This window comes from Mesorhizobium sp. LCM 4577, assembly GCF_001854795.2.
In the GTDB taxonomy this organism is placed as follows: Bacteria; Pseudomonadota; Alphaproteobacteria; order Rhizobiales; family Rhizobiaceae; genus Mesorhizobium; species Mesorhizobium plurifarium.
The window spans coordinates 934,449-954,172 of sequence record NZ_MDDU01000001.1 but is presented as its reverse complement, the minus strand read 5'-3'; the positions used below and the strand labels follow the sequence as shown (position 1 = coordinate 954,172).

Genomic DNA, 19,724 nt, shown 5'->3' with positions numbered 1-19,724 from the left:
CCATCCATGCTGGCCTCCTGCCCAGCATCAAGGTTGAATCAGATCATCGCTGATTTGGGAATCCCACGACTCCCATAAATCTCATCCGGCTCTAGACCCGCACGAACCCCTCGCTCGCCCTGAGCAGGTTGCGCGTATAATCCTCGCTGACGCGATGGCCGATCAATTGGCTCGCGGTGAGCGTCTCCACCGTCTCGCCGTTCTGCATCACCATCAGCCGCTCGCACATATGGGTGATGATGGCGAGGTCGTGGCTGACCATCAGGAAGGTAAGCTTGCGGCGGCGACGGACCTCTTCCAGCAGGTTGAGCACCTCGGCCTGCACAGAGGCGTCGAGCGCGGAGGTCGGCTCGTCGAGCAAGAGGATCGAGGGTTCGAGGATCAGCGCGCGGGCAATCGCCACGCGCTGGCGCTGGCCGCCGGAGAGCTGGTGCGCATAGCGGAAGCGGAAGCCCTTGCCGAGGCCGACCTCGTCGAGCGCGCGTTCGATGCGCTTCTCGCCATCGGCAATGCCATGGATCGCCAGTGGCTCCTGCAGCAGGCGGTCGACCGTCTGGCGCGGATGCAGCGAGCCGTAGGGATCCTGGAACACCATCTGCACGTCGCGGTAGAAGGCCTTGTCGCGGGTTTTGCCCAAGGTCTTGCCGTTCACGATGATGGTGCCGGACGCGACCGGCGCAAGGCCGGTAATGGCCCTCAGCAGGGTCGACTTGCCGGAACCGCTTTCGCCGACGAGGCCGTAGGATTCGCCTTCCCGCACGTCGAGGCTGACGCCCTTCAGYGCGCGAAACCGGTCGAAGACCACTTCTAGCCCTTCGACAGTGATGGAAGTCGTCATGCCGCCCACTCCGGCTTGCGGTCGAGCACCGGCAGCGGATGGCGCTCGAAGCCGATCCTCGGCATGCAGTTGAGCAAGCCGCGCGTGTAGGGATGCTGGGCATCGCGCAGCTCGGAGGCCTTGATCTGCTCGACGACCTTGCCGGCATACATGACGACGACCCGGTCGCAGAAGGACGAGACCAGGCGCAGATCGTGCGAGATGAAGATCAGGCCCATGCCGCGCTCGGCGACGAGCTTGTCGAGGATCTTGAGCACGTCGAGCTGCACGGTGACGTCGAGCGCCGAGGTCGGCTCGTCGGCGATCATCAGCTCGGGTCCGGTGACCAGCATCATGGCGATCATGGCGCGCTGGCCCATCCCGCCCGAGACCTCGTGCGGGTAAAGGTCGAAGACGCGGGCCGGATCACGGATCTGCACCGCCTGCAGCATGGCGAGCGCGCGCTCGCGCGCCTCGGCCTTGGAGACCTTCTCATGCGTGCGCAGCGTCTCGACGATCTGGCGGCCGATGGTCATCACCGGGTCGAGCGAATACTTTGGGTCCTGCAGGATCATGGCGATGCGGTTTCCCCGCAGCGCCCGGCGCTCACGCGGCGATATCGACAAAAGATCGATGCCATCGAAGGCGAGCTTCTTCGCCGACACCTCGGCCTGCGGCGGGGTCAGCCCCATGATGGCGCGGCCGGTCTGCGATTTGCCGGAACCGCTCTCGCCAACGATGCCCAGCCGCTCGCGACCGAGCGAGAAGGAGACGCCGCGCACGGCCTGCACGAGGCCGGTGCGGGTCGGGAAGGTGACGCGCAGGTCGTCGACATCGAGAAGCGTGTCACTCATTGGTCACCGCTCATTGATCACCGCTCCGGGGGTCGAGCGCGTCGCGCAGGCCGTCGCCGAGCAGGTTGAAGCCGAGGCTGACGATGAGGATGGCCGCGCCCGGAGCAGCCGCCACCCACCACTGGTCGAGGATGAAGCGGCGGCYGGACGCGATCATCGCGCCCCATTCGGGCAGCGGCGGCTGCGCGCCGAGGCCGAGGAAGCCGAGGCCGGCGGCGGTAAGGATGATGCCGGCCATGTCGAGCGTGACGCGGATGATCAGCGAGGAGATGCAGAGCGGCATGATGTGGCGCAGCACGATGCGGAAGGGCGATGCGCCCATCAACTGCACCGCCTTGATGTAGTCGGAGTTGCGCACCGTGAGCGTCTCGGCGCGGGCGATGCGCGCGTAAGGCGGCCAGGAGGTGATGGCGATCGCCAGCACGGCGTTCTCGATGCCGGGGCCGAGCGCCGCCACGAAGGCAAGCGCCAGCACCAGCTTCGGGAAGGCCAGGAAGATATCGGTGATGCGCATCAGGATCGTGTCGGTCCAGCCGCCGGCATAACCGGCGATCGTGCCGACCAAGAGGCCGATGGGCGCTGCGATGATGGCGACCAGGATCACCACGTAAAGCGTCCAGCGCGCGCCATAAACGATGCGCGAATAGATGTCGCGGCCGAGGTCGTCGGTGCCGAACCAGTGCGCGGCGCCCGGCGGCAGGAGGCGGGCGTTCTTCAGATCGCCGACGGTCGGCGAATAGGGCGCCAGCACGTCGGCGAAGGCGGCGACCACAAGCAGCGCGATGATGATCAGCATGCCGACCAGCGCCAGCCGATTGGCCGAGAAGCGCCGCCAGGCGACATAGGCACGCCCGAGCCTTGCCTGCAGGCGCGAGGCAGGCCGGTCGCTGAGCAACCATTCGCGACGGGATTGAATGGTTTCGGCGCTCATCCGGCTTTCGTCCTCGGATCGAGCAGCCGGTAGAGCAGATCGGAGAAGAGATTGATGGCGATGAAGACCGAGCCAATGGCGATGGTGCCGCCGAGCACGGCGTTCATGTCGGCGTTCTGCAGCGAGTTGGTGATGTAGAGGCCGATGCCGGGCCAGGAGAAGACGGTCTCTGTCAGCACCGAGCCTTCGAGCAGGTTGGCATAGGAAAGCGCGATCACGGTGACCATCGGCACTGCGGCGTTGCGCAGCGCATGGCCCCAGATGATGCGGCTTTCCGACAGGCCCTTGGCGCGTGCCGCGACGATGTATTCCTGCGCCAGCTCGTTCAGCATGAAGGAGCGGGTCATGCGGCTGATATAGGCGAGCGACAGATAGCCGAGCAGCGCGGCCGGCAGGACGATGTGGCGCCAGGCGTCGTAGAAGACGTCCCACTGCCCCTGGATCGCGGCATCGAGCAGGTAAAAGCCGGTGATCGGCGTGAAGGTGTATTCGTAGACGACATCAAGCCGCGCCGGGAAGGCGATCCACTGCAGCTTGGCGTAGAACAGCACCAGTCCGAGCAATCCCAGCCAGAAGATCGGCACCGAATAGCCGATGAGGCCGACGATGCGCGCGACCTGGTCGATCAGGCTGCCGCGTTTGACGGCGGCCAACACGCCGAGCGGCACGCCGATGACAGCGCCGATGATCGTGCCCAGCGTCGCCAGCTCAATGGTCGCCGGAAAGACGCGACGGATGTCGGACATCACCGGATTGGTGGTCAGCACCGAGGTGCCGAAGTCGCCTCTCAGGGCGGCTTTAACATAGAGATAGAACTGCTCGATCCAGGGCAGGTCGAGGCCCATCTCGCGGCGCGTGCGCTCGACGACGGCGGTCGGCGCCCGATCGCCGAGGACGGCCAGCACCGGATCGATCGGAATGACGCGGCCGATGAAGAAGGTCACCGCGAGAAGACCGAGATAGGTCGTCACCGCGATGACGAGAAAGCGGCCGAGCGACGACAGAATGGCAACGGCGCGGGCGCTGCCGCGCCCCGCCGCCGCCTGGTTTTCAGCTACGCTCACCCGTCGCGTCCGCCGGGTTTACTGCTTGGAGACCGACCAGACGAAATTGGTGTCGAAGCTCGGTCCGAGCTTGAAGCCCTGGAGGTTCTTGCGCAGTCCGGCCACTTCCAGCTGCTGATGGATGATGACGAAGGGGCTGGTATCGAGGATCTTCTGCTGCAGATCCTTGTATATGTCGGCGCGCTTGGCCGAATCCTTCTCCAAGAGTGCCGCATCGGTCTCCTTGGTCAGGTCCGGAATGTCCCAGGCATTGCGCCAGGCCAGCGTCTTGATCTTGGCGTTGTCGGAATTGTCGGGATTGGAGGCGAAGGTCTGGGCGTTGGAGTTCGGATCGAAATAGTCCTGACCCCACTGGCCGATATAGATGTCGTGGTTGCGGGCGCGATATTTGGTCAGCGTTTGCTTACCATCACCCGGAATGATCTCGAGCTGGATGCCGGCCTGGCCAAGCGTCTGCTGGATCGATTCCGCCATACCGGTGGTCGGCTGTCCGGTACGCACGTCCATGGTCACCTTGAAGCCGTCCGGCACGCCGGCCTTGGCCAGAAGCTCCTTGGCCTTGGCGACATCGAGCTTGAAGGGATTGTCGTCGATGGCGCCGAGGTCACCCTTGGGCAGGAAGGACTGATGGATCTCGCCGATCCCCTTGAGGATGGTCGATCCCAGCGCATCGTAGTCGACCAGATATTTGAACGCCTGGCGCACCTCTGGCTTGGCCAGGGTCGGATTCTTCTGGTTGAGGCTGATGTAGTAGACCGTGCCCTTCGGCGCGCTTGTGCTGGTGAGATCGGCGTTCTTGGCGATGGCGTCGAGATCGTTCGGCTCGAGGTTGCGGGCGACGTCGATGTCGCCGGCTTCGAGCGCCAGGCGCTGCGCCGAGCTTTCCTTCATGTTGCGGTAGATGACGCGGGCGAGCTTGGCCTTCTCGCCGTTGTAATTGTCGTTGCGCTCCAGGACGACGGCCTCGTTGGCGCGCCATTCGCGCAGCTTGTATGGCCCCGAACCGGCATAGCCTGTCTTCAGCCAGGCATTGCCGAAATCGTTGTCCCATTTGTAGTCGGCGCTGGGCGTGACGGCGGCGACATGTTCCTTGACCAGCTTGGCGTCGACGACGGAGGCCACGGTGGCCGACAGGCAGTTCAGCACGAAGCTCGGCGCATAGGCCTTGTCGACCACGAACTGGAAGGTGGTGTCGTCGACGGCCTTGGCCTTTTCGGTGACATTGTCGCCGGTGATACCGAACTGGTTGATGATGAAGGCTGGGCTCTTGTCGAGCTTGATGGCGCGTTCGAAGGAATAGGCAACATCGGCCGCGGTGATCGGGTTGCCGGACGCGAATTTCATGCCGGGCTTGAGCTTGAACGTGTAGGTCAGGCCGTCGTCGGAAACCGTCCAGCTCTCGGCAAGGTCGCCCTTGACCTTGGACGTGTCGCTGAGGTCGAGGCGGACCAGGAGGTCGTAAGTGTTGCCGGTGACTTCGGCCGTCGACAGCTCGAACGCTTCGCCCGGATCCATCGAGATGATGTCGTCGATGGCAAAGCCCTCGACCAGCGTATCGGCGGGCGTGACCGCGAAGGCGGGCGCGACGAGCAGCGCGGACAGCGCGGCGCCCGCGAGCAAGGCGCGAGAGCGGTGAGCAAACTTTTCGAGCATCATGGTGATCGTTCCCTGTCTTGTTGACCTGAGTTCCCGGCTCAGGGCTCTATTATTCTTGGCAAGGCCGGCTGCGGCTTTGACCGCTTACCGTCGTGTTTTTTGTCCAGTTGGTCAACACCCTATTCAGCGGTTCTCGAACCGGCAACGGGCATCTTGCCGGACACCATATCGAACCGGACGGGCCGCCGTGAGTCGACGCATGCGCCGGCTATTTGAAGCCGCCGGTCCGCAAAAATTTACCAGGGTCCGTGCCTTAGCCAGCCGCTATTTCAGCTGCGCGACCAGACCCGCATCGGGAAAGCAGGTGGCGGGCTTGCCGTTCTTGGCCTGCCAGACGCCGATCGAGCGGCGGGTCTTGAAGCCGGGCAGGCCGTCGGCGCTGCCGACATCATAGCCTTTGGCCTCCAGCGCCCGTTGCAGGGCCGCGATGTCGGAGCGATGGAGATCACCGACCGCGCCCCAGGCGCCGACGAAGGTGGCGTCGCCCTTGGCGATGCGGTCGGCGGCATGGCCGATGAACAGGCCGTAGAGATCGCTGTTGTTGTATTGCTTGATCACGTAGAAGTTCGGCGTGACGACGAAGCCCGGGCCGCTGCGCCCGGCCGGCATCAGCAGGAAACCTTCCGCCTTCAATTCGCTCGCCGCAAACGCCTTGCCGTCGACGCGCCTGATGCCCATCGCCACCCAATCGGAAATCTTCTTGCCCTGGTCGGGTCCTTCGAGCGAGCAGGAGACGTTGGCCGGAACCGTCACCTCGATCCCCCAGCCGCGCCCCCTCAGCCAGCCATAATGCACAAGGTAATTGGCGATCGAGGCGAGCACGTCGGGCGTCGAGTTCCAGATGTCGGGCCGGCCGTCRCCGTCGAAGTCGACGGCGTGCTTGAGGAACGATGTCGGCATGAATTGCGGCTGGCCGAGCGCGCCGGCCCAGGACGACTTCATCGCGTTGACCGGCGCCAGTCCGCGCTCGACGATCTCGAGCGCCGCCAGCACCTCGGTGCGGAAGAAATCCTTCTTCGTCGACATGAACGCCTTGGTGCCCAGCACCTCGAAGGCGTCGTAAGGCATCTTGGCCGCGCCGAAGCCGGTCTCGCGACCCCAGATCGCAAGCACGACCTCGCCCGGCACGCCGTAGCGCTTCTCGATCAGCCCGAGCACCCTGGCGTTGGCGCTCTCTCGTGCGCGGCCGCCAGTGGTGACGGCGCGGATGATCTTCTCGGCGAAGTAATCGGCCGGCGGGCCGAACTCGGCCTGGTGCTGCTTCTGCGGCGTCGTCGGCTTTTCGCCGGGCAGGACGAGATCAGGCAGTTTCAGGTTCGGTTTCACGCCGAGGAAGGCGGCGTCGAAAGTTTTCTTCGAAATGCCCTTGGACTTGGCTTCGGRCCAGAGGTCTGTTTGCAGCCAGGCCTGGAACTGGTCGTCAATGGGAGCGGCGTGGGTGGGGGTGGCGAAAGAGAAAGCCAATGCGGCGAAAAGGAAAACAGCGGCGAATACGCGGAAGCAGCGTTCCTTCGTCATTTTCCAAGTCCCCCAAAAACCCCTCAAAACGCCGTCCTTGACCTCAGCGCCGCGGCAAGCGTGCCTTCGTCGAGGTAATCGAGCTCGCCGCCGACCGGCACGCCGTGCGCGAGCCGCGTCACCTTCACTTCGAAGCCTGACAGCTGATCCGTCAGATAATGCGCCGTCGTCTGGCCCTCGACGGTGGCGTTGACGGCGAGGATGACTTCCTTCACCTCGCCGCCGGCGACACGGTCGACCAGCGAGCGGATGTTAAGCTGGTCTGGGCCGATGCCGTCGAGCGGCGACAGCGTGCCGCCAAGCACATGGTAGCGCACGTTCATGGCCGCCGCGCGCTCCAGCGCCCAAAGGTCCGAGACGTCCTCGACGACGATCAGCGTGCCGGCGTCGCGGCGCGGATCGGTGCAGATCATGCAAGGGTCGGAGGTGTCGACATTGCCGCAGGTCGAGCAGATGCGCACCTTGTCGACCGCCTCGCCCATGGCGGCGGCCAAAGGTTCGAGCAGCTGTTCCTTCTTCTTGATGAGATGAAGCGCTGCGCGCCTGGCCGAACGCGGCCCGAGCCCCGGCACCTTGGCCAGGAGCTGAATCAGGCGTTCGATTTCCGGACCGGCGATTCTCTTCGACATCGCCTTGATCTAGGATTTTTCAGAACAGCCAGCAACGGCACAAGGCCCGCCATGCTGCCATGGCGGGCCTTGTTGGATGCAATCGGGTTCAGTTGGTTTCGAGCGGCCGGTCCTGGCTGACGATCATCGCGCCGATGGCGTCGGTGTTCTCAGGCGTCGACTGGAAGCCCATCGCTGCTTCCTGCGTTGCTCTCGGCACCGAAGTGATGTAGCGGCCCTTGAGCGTGCCGCCGAAACGCGAGGCGTCCGGTTCGGCCATCGGCTCCTGCATCGCCACGACCGTCGGCTTCTGCGCGAGGCGGCCGGATTTCTGCGAGGAGGCAGCAGCGGCCGTCACATAGGTCTCCTCGGCCGGAACGATTGCCGCCTTGGCCGGAAGCGTCGGTTCGTTCATCGCGGCCTGCTTGGCCGGATCCGACCGCACGATCGTCTTGACCACCGGCTCGGCGGAAGCCATCAGAACGGGCGCGGTAGGATCGATTTTCTGCGACTTTTCGGACGCCATGGCGACCATCGGCTCATCCGGCAGCGGCTGCCAGTTGCGGCCGCGCTTCTCGTAGAAGGCGTTGCCACCGGCCACCATGGTGTAGTGCATGTTCTTGTATGGGAAGTGCAGGCCGGCGGTGTGGAAATACATCGTGTTCTTGAGCTTGGCCTTGCGCTCGCCTCTCAGCACCGCGTCCGCGGCTTCCTCGACGTCAGGCAGCGCCTTGGAGTTCATCGGCCGCGTCATCACGCCGGGGGCGAACTGCCCCCTCTCGCCGACGACCTCGCAGATGGTGTTGCCATGCTGACCCGAGCGCAGCCGGTTCATCACGACCGTGCCGACGGCGATCATGCCGTCGCGGCTCGACCGGTTGGACTCGAAGAACATCGCCCTTTGCAGGCATTCCTTGTCCTTCGGCGAGTGACTGGTACGCGTGGTGAGGAAACTCGGCGTGAGGGCGTTGGTCAAACCCGACACCGACATGCCATGGGAGGAAGTGGTCTGGCTGCAACCGGCCAGGAGCAAGGGGGAAGTGACGATGCCGATAAGCAGCAGCGGCGTCTTCCATCGCGTCGCGATCACCAAAAAAGCCTCATGTCCAGATGCCAGCCCGCCCCGAGATGTGGCAAGAATGAGACTCTTTCGGGCAAAAAGATGGCTAGAAGGTTAGCAACTTCTGGACTTGGGTAAAACTTTATGAAAGCCGCGAAATGAGCCCGTGAGCATTGCCGGCAAAATGGTTAATATTGCGGCTCGGGCTCAATTTCCGTTCATATTCAATTAACTGGCGCAGGCCACCTCAGAACGGCAATTTCATTCCGGGCGGAATCGGCAGGCCTGCCGTCAACGCCTTGGTCTTCTCCTGCATCACCTGCTCGACCTTATTTTTGGCGTCATTGTGGGCGGCCAGGATGAGGTCCTCGAGGATCTCGGCTTCGTCGGCCTTGATGAGCGAGGGATCGATCTTCAGCGCCTTCATGTCGAACTTGCCGGTCAACGTGATGCTGACCAGGCCGCCACCGGCCTGGCCGGTGGCTTCAAGCGTCGCGATCTCGTCCTGCATGGCCTGGAACTTGGCCTGCATTTCCTTCGCCTTGCCCATCAGGCCGAGAAGATCTTTCATCGGATGGTCCTCTAAGATTGTTTCAGATTTCGTCGTCGTCGGCGGCGGGCTCGACCGGCACTTCGGCTTCGGCGTCTTCCACGTCCGGCACGTCCGGAATGCGCACGTCGATGATCTTGGCGCCGGGGAAGCGCGCGAGGATGGCTGCGACCGTCGGATCGGCCTTGGCGTCGGAGAAGGCGTTCTCGCGCTTGGTCGTCTCCATCTCGGCCAGTGTCTGGCCGCCCTCCTCCTTCGACAGCGACACCAGCCAGTTGCGGCCGGTCCAGGCGCGCAGCTTGGAGGTCAGGTCGTTGAGCAGCATCTTCGGCGCGTCGTCGGTCAAGGTGACATCGAGACGGCCCGGCTCGATGCGCACCGGCCGCACGCAGCGTTTCAGCAGCACCTTGAAGGCCATGTCGCGATTGGCGTCGGCAAGCGCGACGATGTCGGCTAGCGATTTCACCGGAACGACAGGGGTTTCGGCAACCGGCTCCGGCGCAGGAGCAAAGGTGACGGGCACGGGCTGCGTTTCGACCAGGCGCATCGTCTGCGCACCGCCACCGGTGGAAGCCGGCATTCGCGCCTGCGCCACGGCGCTTGCGCCGCCGCCATTGCCTGGATTTGCCGGTGCGCCATTGGCGCGCGGCGCGCCATTCGGCAGCGGTCCCGCGCCTTCCAGCGATTTCAGCGCCTCGTCCAGCGGCGGCAGGTCGGCGGCATGCGCCAGCCTGATCAGCACCATTTCGCCGGCGCTGACAGGGCGATTGGAGGACTGCACCTCGGGAATGCCCTTCAAGAGCATCTGCCAGGTCCGCGACAGGACGCGCACCGAAAGCGTGCCGGCGAATTCGGCGCCGCGCCGGCGCTCGTCCTCGGAAAGCGAGGCGTCGTCGGCCGCCGCCGGCACGAAGCGCAGGCGGGTGACGAGATGGTTGAACTCGGCAAGATCGGTGAGCACCGCGGCCGGATCGGCGCCAGTGTCGTATTGTGCGCGGAACTCGGCGAGCGCAGCCGCCACGTCGCCCTTCATGACATGCTCGAACAGGTCGATGATGCGGGCGCGGTCGGCAAGGCCGAGCATGGCGCGCACCGCGTCGGCGCTGACGGTGCCGCTGCCATGGGCGATCGCCTGGTCGAGGATGGAAAGCGAATCGCGCGCTGAGCCTTCGGCGGCCCGCGCGATCATCGCCAGGGCCTCGTCATCGACGGAAATGCCTTCCTTGGCGGCGATCGAGGACAGATGCCCGACCAGCGCGCCGGCATCGATGCGCCGCAGATCGAAGCGCTGGCAGCGCGACAGGACCGTGATCGGCACCTTGCGGATCTCGGTGGTGGCGAAGATGAATTTGACGTGCGGCGGCGGCTCTTCAAGCGTCTTCAAGAGGCCGTTGAAGGCCTGGGTGGAGAGCATGTGCACTTCGTCGATGATGTAGACCTTGTAACGGGCCGAGACCGGCGCGTAGCGCACGCGATCGATGATGTCCCTGATGTCGTCGATGCCGGTATGCGAGGCGGCGTCCATCTCGATGACGTCGACATGGCGGCCTTCCATGATCGCCTGGCAATGCTCACCGRGGATCGAAAGGTCGACCGAGGGCTGGTCGATGGTCGCCGTCTTGTAGTTCAAGGCCCGCGCCAGGATGCGCGCGGTCGTGGTCTTGCCGACCCCACGCACGCCGGTCAGCATCCAGGCCTGGGCGATGCGGCCTGTGGCGAACGCATTGGTCAGCGTGCGCACCATCGGCTCCTGGCCGATCAACTCGGAGAAATTCGAAGGGCGGTATTTGCGCGCCAGGACCCGATAGACGCCGGCCTTACCGGTCTCCAGGCTTCCCGTCCCCAAGTTTCCGGCTTCGCTCATTCGCCGTCAAAAGCTCCCAGGACCGCGACGGAGGGCGGCCGATTCCTGCGCATAATCTCGCCCGCACGGCTTGGCGCCGTCAATGTCGCGGGAGAAAGGCGAAGAGGCGGGAGGCTGGAACAATGACCCGTTCCGGGCTCGTTAGGGCTGCTTCCTTCCGGACCTGACCCGGTTGGCGAGTGGATCGTCCACCACCAACCTCCCGCGCTCCATATCGGCAATTCGGCGGCGAAATGCAAGGGCAGAGCCGGAACCCGCAGCCACATCGCGACTGGAAAGTCCTTCAAAACGCCAATAGCGGTCAACGAATCGCTTGCAGCCACCTTGCCGCCGCTCTAGCGTTCCTTGGTTTGAAGAATGCTACAAAAAACAAAGGAAACGCCCATGCTGCCTGGCCTCAAGGCCGGATTCACGCTGGACGCCCGATTGGAGGCGGATAGCGAGCAGCTTATGTGGCTTGGCCTTTGCGAGCTCAGATTGATGAACGACCGCCGCTGGCCATGGCTGGTGCTGGTGCCGCAGCGGCCGGGCGTCGAGGAAATCCACGAAATGACGCCGCTCGACCAGGCGATGCTGACCTTCGAGACCAACATGGTGGCGCAGGCGCTGAAGCGGGTGACCGGCTGCACCAAGATCAACACCGGCGCTTTGGGCAACATCGTGCGCCAGCTGCATGTCCATGTCGTCGCCCGCTCCGAGGGCGATCCCGGCTGGCCGGGACCGGTCTGGGGGCACGGCATGCGCGAGCCCTATCAGCGCTCCGACATCAGACGGTTTGCCGAGACGATCAAGGCGGCGCTATAAGCTGACCAGTATCCATTCGGCATCACCCCTTGTCCCCAGCCCGCCCGAGTCCCCATGAGCTTTCGTCTGTTTGACGCGCCCTTGCGCGAGCCGAGCCAATTCGTCGGGTTCGCCGGCAACCGGATCGACCGGCAGTCCGAGAACCGCGCCGACGATGTGGTCGAAAAGGCGCTGGCCGACCGGACCGCACGGCTGATGCTGATGCATGCCGGCCGGCTTTACCTCAAATTGAAGGACGGCACGTTCGAGCCATGGTTCAAGGCGGATGAAAGCCAGGCCTTCGAGGCTTCGCTCGATCAGGGCGTGCTGCTCGGCTTTTCCGAGGAAGGCCCGGTGCTGGCGGTGCCCGCCGGCGTCGAGCCGGAAAAGCTGCCCGAGACGATCAAGGCGATCGATTATCGCTCCGTCTATATGCAGGGGCTGATCGACGAGGCGGCCGCCGGCGCGCTGGCGCAAGGGGCCGCGCTGCTTGCCTGGCACGCCAGCCACGCCTTCTGCTCGAAGTGCGGCAACCGCTCGGAGATGCGGGCCGGCGGCTACCGGCGCCATTGCCCCGCCTGCGGCACCGACCATTTCCCGCGCACCGACCCGGTGGCGATCATGCTGACGGCGACGCGCGAAAAATGCCTGCTGGGGCGCGGCCGGCATTTCGCGCCGGGCATGTATTCCGCGCTTGCCGGCTTCATCGAGCCGGGCGAGACGATCGAGGCGGCGGTGCGGCGTGAGACGCTGGAAGAGGCCGGCATCCGGCTCGGACGCGTCGTCTATCATGCCAGCCAGCCATGGCCGTTCCCCTATTCGCTGATGATCGGCTGCTTCGGCGAGCCGCTCAACGAGGATATCCAGGCCGACCTCAACGAGCTCGAGGACTGCCGCTGGTTTAATCGCGACGAAGTGCGCACGATGCTGGACAGGCAGCATGCCGACGGCTTGATCACGCCGCCGAAAGGGGCGATCGCCCATCACCTCATCCGCGCCTGGGTCGACAGCGAATAGGAGCGCAAGAATGATCCGTCATACCGTGGTGTTCAGCTTGAAGCACGAGCCGCATTCGCTGGAAACGAAGCGCTTCCTCCACGACGCGAAGAAGATCCTGACCGGGATTAAGGGCGTCACTCATTTCGAGCAGTTGCGGCAGGTGAGCCCCAAGAACGACTACCAGTTCGGCTTCTCGATGGAGTTCGCCGACCAGGCAGCCTACACGCGCTACAACGAGCATCCCGACCACGTCGCCTTCGTGCGCGACCGCTGGGTGCCCGAGGTCGAGACGTTCATGGAGATCGACTACGTGCCGTTGGGGTTCGGCTGAGATTGGTTCGAGCGCATACGTCGGAGATTGGCGCAGACCTCCGTGTTTCGTCATCCCCGGGCGAAGCAAGGAGCGAAGCGACGCGCGCAGACCCGAGGATCCATGCCGTGACTTCGACGCTTTGCGACAGTCCAGAATTCTGCTCCGCTGCGCCCCTCGGCTGAGGTAACGGCGTGGATCCTCGGGTCTGCGCGCTCCGCTTCGCGTCGCTCCGCCCGTGGATGACGAAACACGAAGGCTCCCGCCAATCTCGAAGGTCGTGAGATCCGAACCGTCGGTTGACGGCCACTAGCCGGTCAATCCGCAACCTTCCACTGTTCGCGCGAGGCGCTTGCCGGATAGACGCCGAGGATGCGCATTTCGCGTGAGAAGAAGCGCAATTCGTCCAGCGCCAGCTTGACCAGCGGGTCGTCCGGATGGCCTTCGATGTCGGCGTAGAACAGCGTCGCGGTGAAGGCGCCGAGCTGGTAGCTCTCGAGCTTGGTCATGTTGATGCCGTTGGTGGCGAAGCCGCCCATGGCCTTGTAGAGCGCGGCAGGCACGTTGCGGACACGGAAGATGAAGGTCGTCATCATCTTGGCGTCCGGCGCGGGGCGCTCCACCCATTGCTTGTTCTTGGTCAGCACGACGAAGCGAGTGACGTTGGAATCGGTGTCCTCGACATTCTTCTCGATGATGTCGAGCCCATAAAGCTCCGCGGCCAAAGCCGGCGCCAGCGAAGCCATGGTGCGGTCCTTCACCTCCGACACCATCTTGGCCGAGCCTGCCGTGTCGCCGGCGATCACCGGCTTCCAGCCGTTCTTGCGGATGTATTTGCGGCACTGTCCCAGCGCATGGATATGGCTGTGGACGGTCTTGATCTCGTCGCGCTTCACGCCCGGCAGCACCATCAGCTGGAAGTGGATCGGCAGGAAATATTCGCCGACGATGTGCAGCTTCGATTCCGGCAAGAGGTGGTGGATGTCGGCGACGCGCCCGGCGATCGTGTTCTCGATGGGGATCATGGCGAGCTCGGCCTTGCCGGTCTCGACCGCGTTGAAGGCGTCCTCGAAGGTCGGGCACGGCAACGGGTCCATCGACGGAAACATGTTGCGGCAGGCCGTGTCGGAATTGGCGCCGGGCTCACCCTGGAAGGAAATTCTGTTGGTCTTTTCAGGCATGCTCATGTCTCATTTCGAAAGGATCTGCCTGGCGCGTTCGAGATCGTGCGGCGTGTCGACGCCGAGCGGCAGCGATTTGACGATCTCGGCGTCGATGCGCATGCCGGCTTCCAGCGCGCGCAGCTGCTCCAGCCGCTCGCGCCGCTCCAACGGCGACGGCTTGAGCGCCACGAAGCGTTCGAGCGCCGCACGGCGGTAGGCGTATAGGCCGATGTGATGGTAGAGCGGCCCCTCGCCCCAGGGCGCGGTGGCGCGGGTGAAATAGAGCGCCTTCAGCCGTGTCGCCGAAAGCGGCGAGCCGACGATCTTGACGACATTCGGGTTGGTCTTCTCCTCGTCGCGCACGATCTCGACGCCGAGCGTGGCGATGTCGACCGACTTGTCCTCGAACGGCCGCAGCGACGCGCCGATGATCTCGGGATCGATGGTGGGCAGGTCGCCCTGGACGTTGACGATCGTTTCCACCCGTTTTTCGGGGTCGAGCGCCGTCAGCGCCTCGAAAATGCGGTCGGAGCCCGATTCGTGATCCGTGCGGGTCATGACCGCCTCGAAGCCATGCGTCCGCACGGCTTGCGCGACGGCCTCGGTGTCGGTCGCCACCACAACGCGGCCAAGCCCGGCCTCGGCCCCGCGGCGGGCGACATGGACGATCATCGGCGCGCCGGCAATGTCGGCCAGCGGCTTGCCCGGCAGGCGCGTCGAGGCCATGCGGGCGGGGATCAGGATCAAGGTTGACATCGGATTTTTGGGCGGTCGAAAAACGCGGATGGAAAAGTGGCAAAAGGTCTCACTGGAAGCGCCCTTATAGGTGTTGCAACGCCAGAGCAAAAGACCTAGTTTCCGCCCGATTTGACTGGCCTTTCAGGGCAGTTCGCGATACCGACGGACGGAGTGGACGGGACGGTCCGCCGGAAAAGGGAGCAAGGGGCGTATGGATTCCAACGAAGTCAACAAGCTGCTCGGCGGATTTCTGGGAACCTGCTTCATCGTGTTTTCAATAGGCCTCGTCTCGGACGGGCTGTTCGCCTCGCCGGCGCCCGAAAAGCCCGGCTTCGCCATCGAGGCGCAGGAGCCGACCGAAGGCGGCCCGGCTGCTCCCGCTGCGGAAGCCAAGCCGATCGCCGACCTGCTCGCCGGCGCCAATGCCGAGRCGGGCGCGGCCATCTTCAAGAAGTGCCAGGCCTGCCATTCCGGTGAAAAGGGCGGCCCGAACAAGGTCGGTCCGGACCTTTGGGACATCGTCGACCGCCCCGTCGCCGAGCACGCGGGCTTTGCCTATTCGGCCGGCATGAAGGACTTCTCCAAGGGCGGCCAGGAGCATTGGACCTACGAGAACCTCAACCACTTCATCACCTCGCCGAAGAAGTTCGTGAAGGGCACGGCGATGGGCTTTGCCGGCCTGCCGAAGGAAGAAGACCGCGCCAATGTGATCGCCTATCTGCGCACCCTGTCGGATAACCCGAAGCCGCTGCCGCAGCCGGGTGCCGCCGCCGACGCTTCCAAGCCCGCCGATGCCGCCAAGCCGGCGGATGGCGCTGCCAAGCCGGCCGAGGGCGCCGCTCCGGCCAAGCCGGCGGCGCCCGCTCAATAAACAATTTGTCACAGAGACTTCCTTGGAAAAGCCGGGTTCGTCCCGGCTTTTCTGTTAGGAAAGCTGCATGGACGGCGACAAAGGCCGTCCCTTGCGGTTTCCACCGGCGTCAAATGATCTAGATTGCCGGTGAGTAGATTTCGCGACGAGGAGAACGCATGAAGGTTGGCCGCTTTCGCACGCTTTTCGCATCGGCGCTCGCTTTCGCCTTCGCCGCCAGCCTGCAGGCCGGCTTCGCCGATGAGTGGCACACGACCTCCTCGCTGATGGGCGAGTCCAAATACGGCGACAACTTCCAACGCTACGATTACGTCAATCCCGATGCGCCCAAGGGCGGCACGTTGAATAGTGTCGTCGTCGGCACCTTCGACAGCTTCAACCCCTATATCGTTCAGGGATCGCCAGCCTCCGGCTTCGCTCAATTTGGCGGCGGGTTGCTCTACGATACGCTGATGGACCAGGCGACTGACGAGGGTAGCACCTATCACCCCCTGATCGCCGAAGCCTACAAATATCCGCCAGATTATTCCTCGGCTACCTACAGGCTCGATCCGCGCGCCAAATGGCATGACGGCCAGCCGATCACCGCCGACGATGTGATCTGGTCGTTCCAGGTGCTGAAGACCAACAGCCCGATGTACAACCGCTATTTCGAGAACGTGACCAAGGCGGTCGCGATCTCGGATCGCGAGATCGAGTTCCAGTTCAACCAGAAGGGCAACCGCGAACTGCCCCGGATTCTCGGCGATCTCGTCGTGCTGCCGAAGCACTGGTGGGAAGGCACCGATGCCAGCGGCAAGAAGCGCGACATCACCAGGCCGACGCTGGAGCCGCCGCTGGGTTCCGCCGCCTATAAGATCGCCAGCTTCAAACCGGGTTCGGAAATCGTCTGGCAGCGCGTGCCCGACTATTGGGGTGCAAAGCTGCCGGTGAAGATCGGTCGCGAGAATTTCGATACCCAGCGCTTTACCTATATCCTGGACGACAACGCCTCCTGGCAGGCCTTCACCAAAGGCGGGCTTGACGACATCAAGCCGGAAAACAGCTCTCGGCGATGGAATACGGCCTACAATTTTCCGGCGGTGAGTGCCGGCGACGTGGTCAAGCAGGTGTTCAAGACCACCTCGCCGGAACCCATGCAGGCCTTCATACTCAACCAGAGGCGGCCGCTGTTCCAAGACCGCCTCGTGCGCGAGGCGCTGACGCTTCCGTTCGATTTCGAAACGATGAACCGCACACTGTTCTATAATTCGAATACGCGCACCCATAGCTATTTCCAGGGCACGGAGCTGGCGTCGAGCGGACTACCGCAGGGCAAGGAGCTGGAAATCCTCGAAAAATACCGCGACAAGCTCCCGCCCGAGTTGTTCACGCAGGAATTCACGCTGCCGGTCTATGACTCGCCGCAGGCGGAGCGGAAGTACCTGAAGCAGGCGGTCGATCTCTTTGCCCAGGCGGGCTGGGTGATCAAGGGCGGCAAGATGGTGAACGCCAAGACCGGCGCGCCTTTCAAGTTCGAGATCCTCGGCTGGAACGACACCGATCAAGTGATCTCCAGCCCCTGGATCGCCAACCTTCGCAAGATCGGCGTCGACGCCAATTTGCRCATCATCGACCAGACGCAGTACATCAACCGCGTCAACAATTTCGATTACGACGTCATCATCAGCCAGTTGCAGCAGTCGGAATCCCCCGGCAACGAGCAACGCGATTTCTGGAGCTCGAAGGCCGCCGACACGCCCGGATCGCGCAATTATTCCGGGATAAAGAATCCGGTCGTCGACGCTCTCGTGGATCGCATCATCTTCGCCACCGATCGAGACGACCTCGTCGCCGCGACCCATGCGCTCGACCGTATCCTGTTGTGGAACTACTACGTCGTTCCGCAATACTATCGCGCGGTCATTTGGATGGCCTATTGGAACAAATTCGGCATGCCGGATAAGCAGCCCAGCTACCGCGGCGCCGATATCGATTCCTGGTGGATCGACACGGCGAAGGAAAAGGCGCTGGCCGCCAAATACAAAGGCCTCAATTGATGGAGCGGCGGACTTTGCTTCCTCGCCGCGACTTCCTCGCGCTCGGCGCCGCAGCCACTGCCGCGGCGCTGCTGCCGGGCCGGGCCTTTGCCGACACCCCGACCGGCGTCAAGCTGCATGGCCTGTCAGCCTTCGGCGACCTGAAATACAAGCCCGACTTCACGCATTTCGACTATGTCGATGTCGATGCGCCGCAAGGCGGCACCTTCAACTTCTCGCCGCCCAACTGGGGCGCCAACCAGAGCCCGCAGACTTTCAACACGCTGAATTCCTTCGTCCCCAAGGGCGATTCCCCGCAGCGCATGGAAATGTGCTTCGACTCGCTGATGGTGCGGGCGCTGGACGAGCCGGACGCGGTCTACGGGCTGATCGCGGACGGTGTCACGATCTCGGATGACCGGAACGTCTTCACCTTCTCGATGCGTCCCGAGGCGCGCTTCCATGACGGCACGCCGCTGACAGCCGACGATGTCGCCTTCACCTTCAAGCTGTTGAAGGACAAAGGGCATCCGGACTACGCGCTGTCGCTGACGCATCTGGATGACGCGGCGGCGAAGGACACCCACACGGTCGAGCTCAAATTCTCCGGCAAGCAGTCGGCCCGCACCATCCTCAACGTGGTCGGATTCCCGATCCTTTCGAAGGCCTTCTTTACCGCCAATCCGTTCGATTCCTCGCAGCTCAATCCGCCGCTCGGCTCAAGCGCCTACAAGGTCGGACGCTGGTCGGCGGGCGCCTGGATCGAATATGAGCGCGTGGCCGACTATTGGGGCAACGACTTGCCGGTCAATCGCGGCCAGAACAATTTCGGGCGCATCCGCATCGAATTCTACCAGGATCGCACCGCCGGCTTCGAGGCCTTCAAGAAGGGCGAGATCCTCTACCGCGAGGAGTTCACCTCGCGCGTCTGGGCAACGGCCTACGACTTTCCGGCCTTCACCACCGGCAAGGTTATCAAGCATGAGTTCCCGGCCGAAACCACGCCTTCGATGCAGGCCACCGCGGTCAACCAGCGGCGTGAGCAATTCAAGGACCCGCGCGTGCGGCAGGCGATCGCGCTCTGCTTCGATTTCGAATGGACACGGCGCAACTTCTTCTATGGTTCCTATGAGCGCTCGCAGTCCTGCTTCGAAAAATCCGACTTCCGGGCCGAGGGCATGCCGACGCCGCAGGAGTTGGCCCTGCTTGAGCCGCTGCGGGGCCAACTGCCGCCGGAGACCTTCGGAGAGGCGGTGGCGCAACCGCGGTCGGACGGGTCCGGGCGGGACCGCAAGCAACTGAGCGCGGCATTGAAGCTGCTCGCACAGGCCGGCTGGAAACGCTCCGGCGATTTCGTGGTCAACGACAAGGGCGGGCGGCTGGCCGCCGAATTCCTGGTCGACGACGAGACATTCGTGCAGGTCTATTCGCCCTGGGTCGCCAACATGAAGGCCATCGGCATCGATGCCTCGATCCGTCTGGTGGATTCAGCGCAGTACCAGCTCAGGCAATCGACATTCGATTTCGACCTGCTCTCGGCCGCTTTCAATTTCAGCGCCACGCCGACTCGTGACGATCTGGAAATCTTCTTCCACTCGCGCAGCGCCGCCGTATCGGGCTCGCGCAACCTGTCGGGCGTTGCAAGCCCGGCGATCGATGCGCTGATCGATGCCGTCGGCGCCGCCAAGGACCGTGAAAGCCTGACCACCGCCATGCGCGCGTTGGACCGGGCCTTGCGCGCCCGGCGCGATTGGATTCCAAGTTGGTATCTGGCGAATCACCGAAGCGCCTATTGGGACATGTTCGGCTTCCCCGAACAGAAACCCGATTTCGGCTTTCCGGTCGAGGCGCTGTGGTGGTTCGACAAGGGCAAGGCGGCAAAGATTGGCAAAGCCTGACATGACTGTTCGCGCGGGGCCC

General features: G+C 63.8%; 18 protein-coding genes and 1 other RNA gene. 6 read left to right on the top strand and 13 right to left on the bottom strand.

What is annotated here, in order from left to right; genetic code table 11:
• Positions 1-91 precede the first annotated feature (91 nt).
• The 11 genes from LCM4577_RS04540 to ffs form a co-directional block, all read right to left on the bottom strand.
• Complete coding sequence (locus LCM4577_RS04540; protein WP_071069914.1) at positions 92-838, bottom strand: ABC transporter ATP-binding protein; 747 nt, start codon at positions 836-838, stop codon at positions 92-94.
• Entirely contained in the window at positions 835-1,671 is an 837-nt protein-coding gene (locus tag LCM4577_RS04535) for an ABC transporter ATP-binding protein (RefSeq protein ID WP_041001554.1), read from the bottom strand. The genes LCM4577_RS04540 and LCM4577_RS04535 overlap by 4 nt, the downstream gene beginning before the upstream one ends.
• Before the next feature lie 10 nt (positions 1,672-1,681).
• The gene (nikC, locus tag LCM4577_RS04530) at positions 1,682-2,602 is read right to left on the bottom strand and encodes a nickel transporter permease (RefSeq protein ID WP_071069817.1); all 921 of its coding nucleotides are present in this window, start codon (positions 2,600-2,602) and stop codon (positions 1,682-1,684) included.
• Entirely contained in the window at positions 2,599-3,666 is a 1,068-nt protein-coding gene (locus tag LCM4577_RS04525) for an ABC transporter permease (RefSeq protein WP_071069815.1), read from the bottom strand. The genes nikC and LCM4577_RS04525 overlap by 4 nt, the downstream gene beginning before the upstream one ends.
• A gap of 18 nt (positions 3,667-3,684) precedes the next feature.
• Positions 3,685-5,322, bottom strand: coding sequence for an ABC transporter substrate-binding protein (locus tag LCM4577_RS04520; RefSeq protein ID WP_040985993.1), 1,638 nt, complete (start codon positions 5,320-5,322; stop codon positions 3,685-3,687).
• Positions 5,323-5,586: 264 nt separating this feature from the next.
• A complete protein-coding gene (locus tag LCM4577_RS04515; protein WP_071069814.1) occupies positions 5,587-6,840 on the bottom strand; it encodes a lytic murein transglycosylase in 1,254 nt (417 codons plus the stop codon).
• 23 nt (positions 6,841-6,863) lie between these two features.
• The gene (gene recR, locus LCM4577_RS04510) at positions 6,864-7,469 is read right to left on the bottom strand and encodes a recombination mediator RecR (protein ID WP_040985994.1); all 606 of its coding nucleotides are present in this window, start codon (positions 7,467-7,469) and stop codon (positions 6,864-6,866) included.
• A gap of 88 nt (positions 7,470-7,557) precedes the next feature.
• Complete coding sequence (locus tag LCM4577_RS04505) at positions 7,558-8,538, bottom strand: cell wall hydrolase (protein ID WP_071069913.1); 981 nt, start codon at positions 8,536-8,538, stop codon at positions 7,558-7,560.
• A gap of 217 nt (positions 8,539-8,755) precedes the next feature.
• Positions 8,756-9,079 (bottom strand): YbaB/EbfC family nucleoid-associated protein, encoded by a 324-nt coding sequence (locus LCM4577_RS04500; RefSeq protein WP_040985995.1) that lies wholly within the window; start codon positions 9,077-9,079, stop codon positions 8,756-8,758.
• 22 nt (positions 9,080-9,101) lie between these two features.
• Entirely contained in the window at positions 9,102-10,922 is a 1,821-nt protein-coding gene (locus LCM4577_RS04495; protein ID WP_071069812.1) for a DNA polymerase III subunit gamma/tau, read from the bottom strand.
• A 106-nt stretch (positions 10,923-11,028) separates the two neighbouring features.
• Positions 11,029-11,125: signal recognition particle sRNA small type (gene ffs, locus LCM4577_RS04490), an RNA gene on the bottom strand.
• Between the two features lie 181 nt (positions 11,126-11,306).
• Between ffs and LCM4577_RS04485 the strand changes: the two genes are divergently transcribed.
• The 3 genes from LCM4577_RS04485 to LCM4577_RS04475 are packed head-to-tail and all read left to right on the top strand — an operon-like array spanning position 11,307 to position 13,035.
• Positions 11,307-11,726, top strand: coding sequence for an HIT domain-containing protein (locus tag LCM4577_RS04485; RefSeq protein WP_040985997.1), 420 nt, complete (start codon positions 11,307-11,309; stop codon positions 11,724-11,726).
• 54 nt (positions 11,727-11,780) lie between these two features.
• Positions 11,781-12,722, top strand: a complete 942-nt coding sequence (gene nudC, locus LCM4577_RS04480; RefSeq protein WP_071069809.1) for an NAD(+) diphosphatase — start codon at positions 11,781-11,783, stop codon at positions 12,720-12,722.
• A gap of 10 nt (positions 12,723-12,732) precedes the next feature.
• Positions 12,733-13,035: a Dabb family protein gene (locus LCM4577_RS04475; RefSeq protein WP_071036291.1), complete on the top strand. Its 303-nt coding sequence runs from the start codon at positions 12,733-12,735 to the stop codon at positions 13,033-13,035.
• 296 nt (positions 13,036-13,331) lie between these two features.
• Here LCM4577_RS04475 and LCM4577_RS04470 read toward each other — a convergent pair whose 3' ends face one another.
• Positions 13,332-14,195, bottom strand: coding sequence for a prephenate dehydratase (locus tag LCM4577_RS04470; RefSeq protein WP_071069911.1), 864 nt, complete (start codon positions 14,193-14,195; stop codon positions 13,332-13,334).
• 9 nt (positions 14,196-14,204) lie between these two features.
• On the bottom strand, positions 14,205-14,933 hold the full coding sequence (locus tag LCM4577_RS04465) for a 3-deoxy-manno-octulosonate cytidylyltransferase (protein WP_040986000.1): 729 nt from the start codon (positions 14,931-14,933) through the stop codon (positions 14,205-14,207).
• A 193-nt stretch (positions 14,934-15,126) separates the two neighbouring features.
• Between LCM4577_RS04465 and LCM4577_RS04460 the strand changes: the two genes are divergently transcribed.
• From LCM4577_RS04460 to LCM4577_RS04450, 3 genes are all read left to right on the top strand, one after another.
• A complete protein-coding gene (locus LCM4577_RS04460; protein WP_071069807.1) occupies positions 15,127-15,786 on the top strand; it encodes a cytochrome c family protein in 660 nt (219 codons plus the stop codon).
• Between the two features lie 158 nt (positions 15,787-15,944).
• Positions 15,945-17,825 (top strand): extracellular solute-binding protein, encoded by a 1,881-nt coding sequence (locus tag LCM4577_RS04455; RefSeq protein WP_071069806.1) that lies wholly within the window; start codon positions 15,945-15,947, stop codon positions 17,823-17,825.
• On the top strand, positions 17,825-19,702 hold the full coding sequence (locus LCM4577_RS04450) for an extracellular solute-binding protein (RefSeq protein WP_071036294.1): 1,878 nt from the start codon (positions 17,825-17,827) through the stop codon (positions 19,700-19,702). Before LCM4577_RS04455 ends, LCM4577_RS04450 begins: the two co-directional genes overlap by 1 nt.
• The last annotated feature ends 22 nt before the right edge of the window (positions 19,703-19,724 follow it).

Excerpts from the sequence above, each read along its gene's own strand:
- LCM4577_RS04535 (WP_041001554.1), bottom strand. The coding sequence starts at position 1,671 with ATGAGTGACACGCTTCTCGATGTCGACGACCTGCGCGTCACCTTCCCG.
- LCM4577_RS04520 (WP_040985993.1), bottom strand. The coding sequence starts at position 5,322 with ATGATGCTCGAAAAGTTTGCTCACCGCTCTCGCGCCTTGCTCGCGGGC.
- recR (WP_040985994.1), bottom strand. The coding sequence starts at position 7,469 with ATGTCGAAGAGAATCGCCGGTCCGGAAATCGAACGCCTGATTCAGCTC.
- LCM4577_RS04500 (WP_040985995.1), bottom strand. The coding sequence starts at position 9,079 with ATGAAAGATCTTCTCGGCCTGATGGGCAAGGCGAAGGAAATGCAGGCC.
- LCM4577_RS04485 (WP_040985997.1), top strand. The coding sequence starts at position 11,307 with ATGCTGCCTGGCCTCAAGGCCGGATTCACGCTGGACGCCCGATTGGAG.
- nudC (WP_071069809.1), top strand. The coding sequence starts at position 11,781 with ATGAGCTTTCGTCTGTTTGACGCGCCCTTGCGCGAGCCGAGCCAATTC.
- LCM4577_RS04475 (WP_071036291.1), top strand. The coding sequence starts at position 12,733 with ATGATCCGTCATACCGTGGTGTTCAGCTTGAAGCACGAGCCGCATTCG.
- LCM4577_RS04470 (WP_071069911.1), bottom strand. The coding sequence starts at position 14,195 with ATGCCTGAAAAGACCAACAGAATTTCCTTCCAGGGTGAGCCCGGCGCC.
- LCM4577_RS04465 (WP_040986000.1), bottom strand. The coding sequence starts at position 14,933 with ATGTCAACCTTGATCCTGATCCCCGCCCGCATGGCCTCGACGCGCCTG.
- LCM4577_RS04450 (WP_071036294.1), top strand. The coding sequence starts at position 17,825 with ATGGAGCGGCGGACTTTGCTTCCTCGCCGCGACTTCCTCGCGCTCGGC.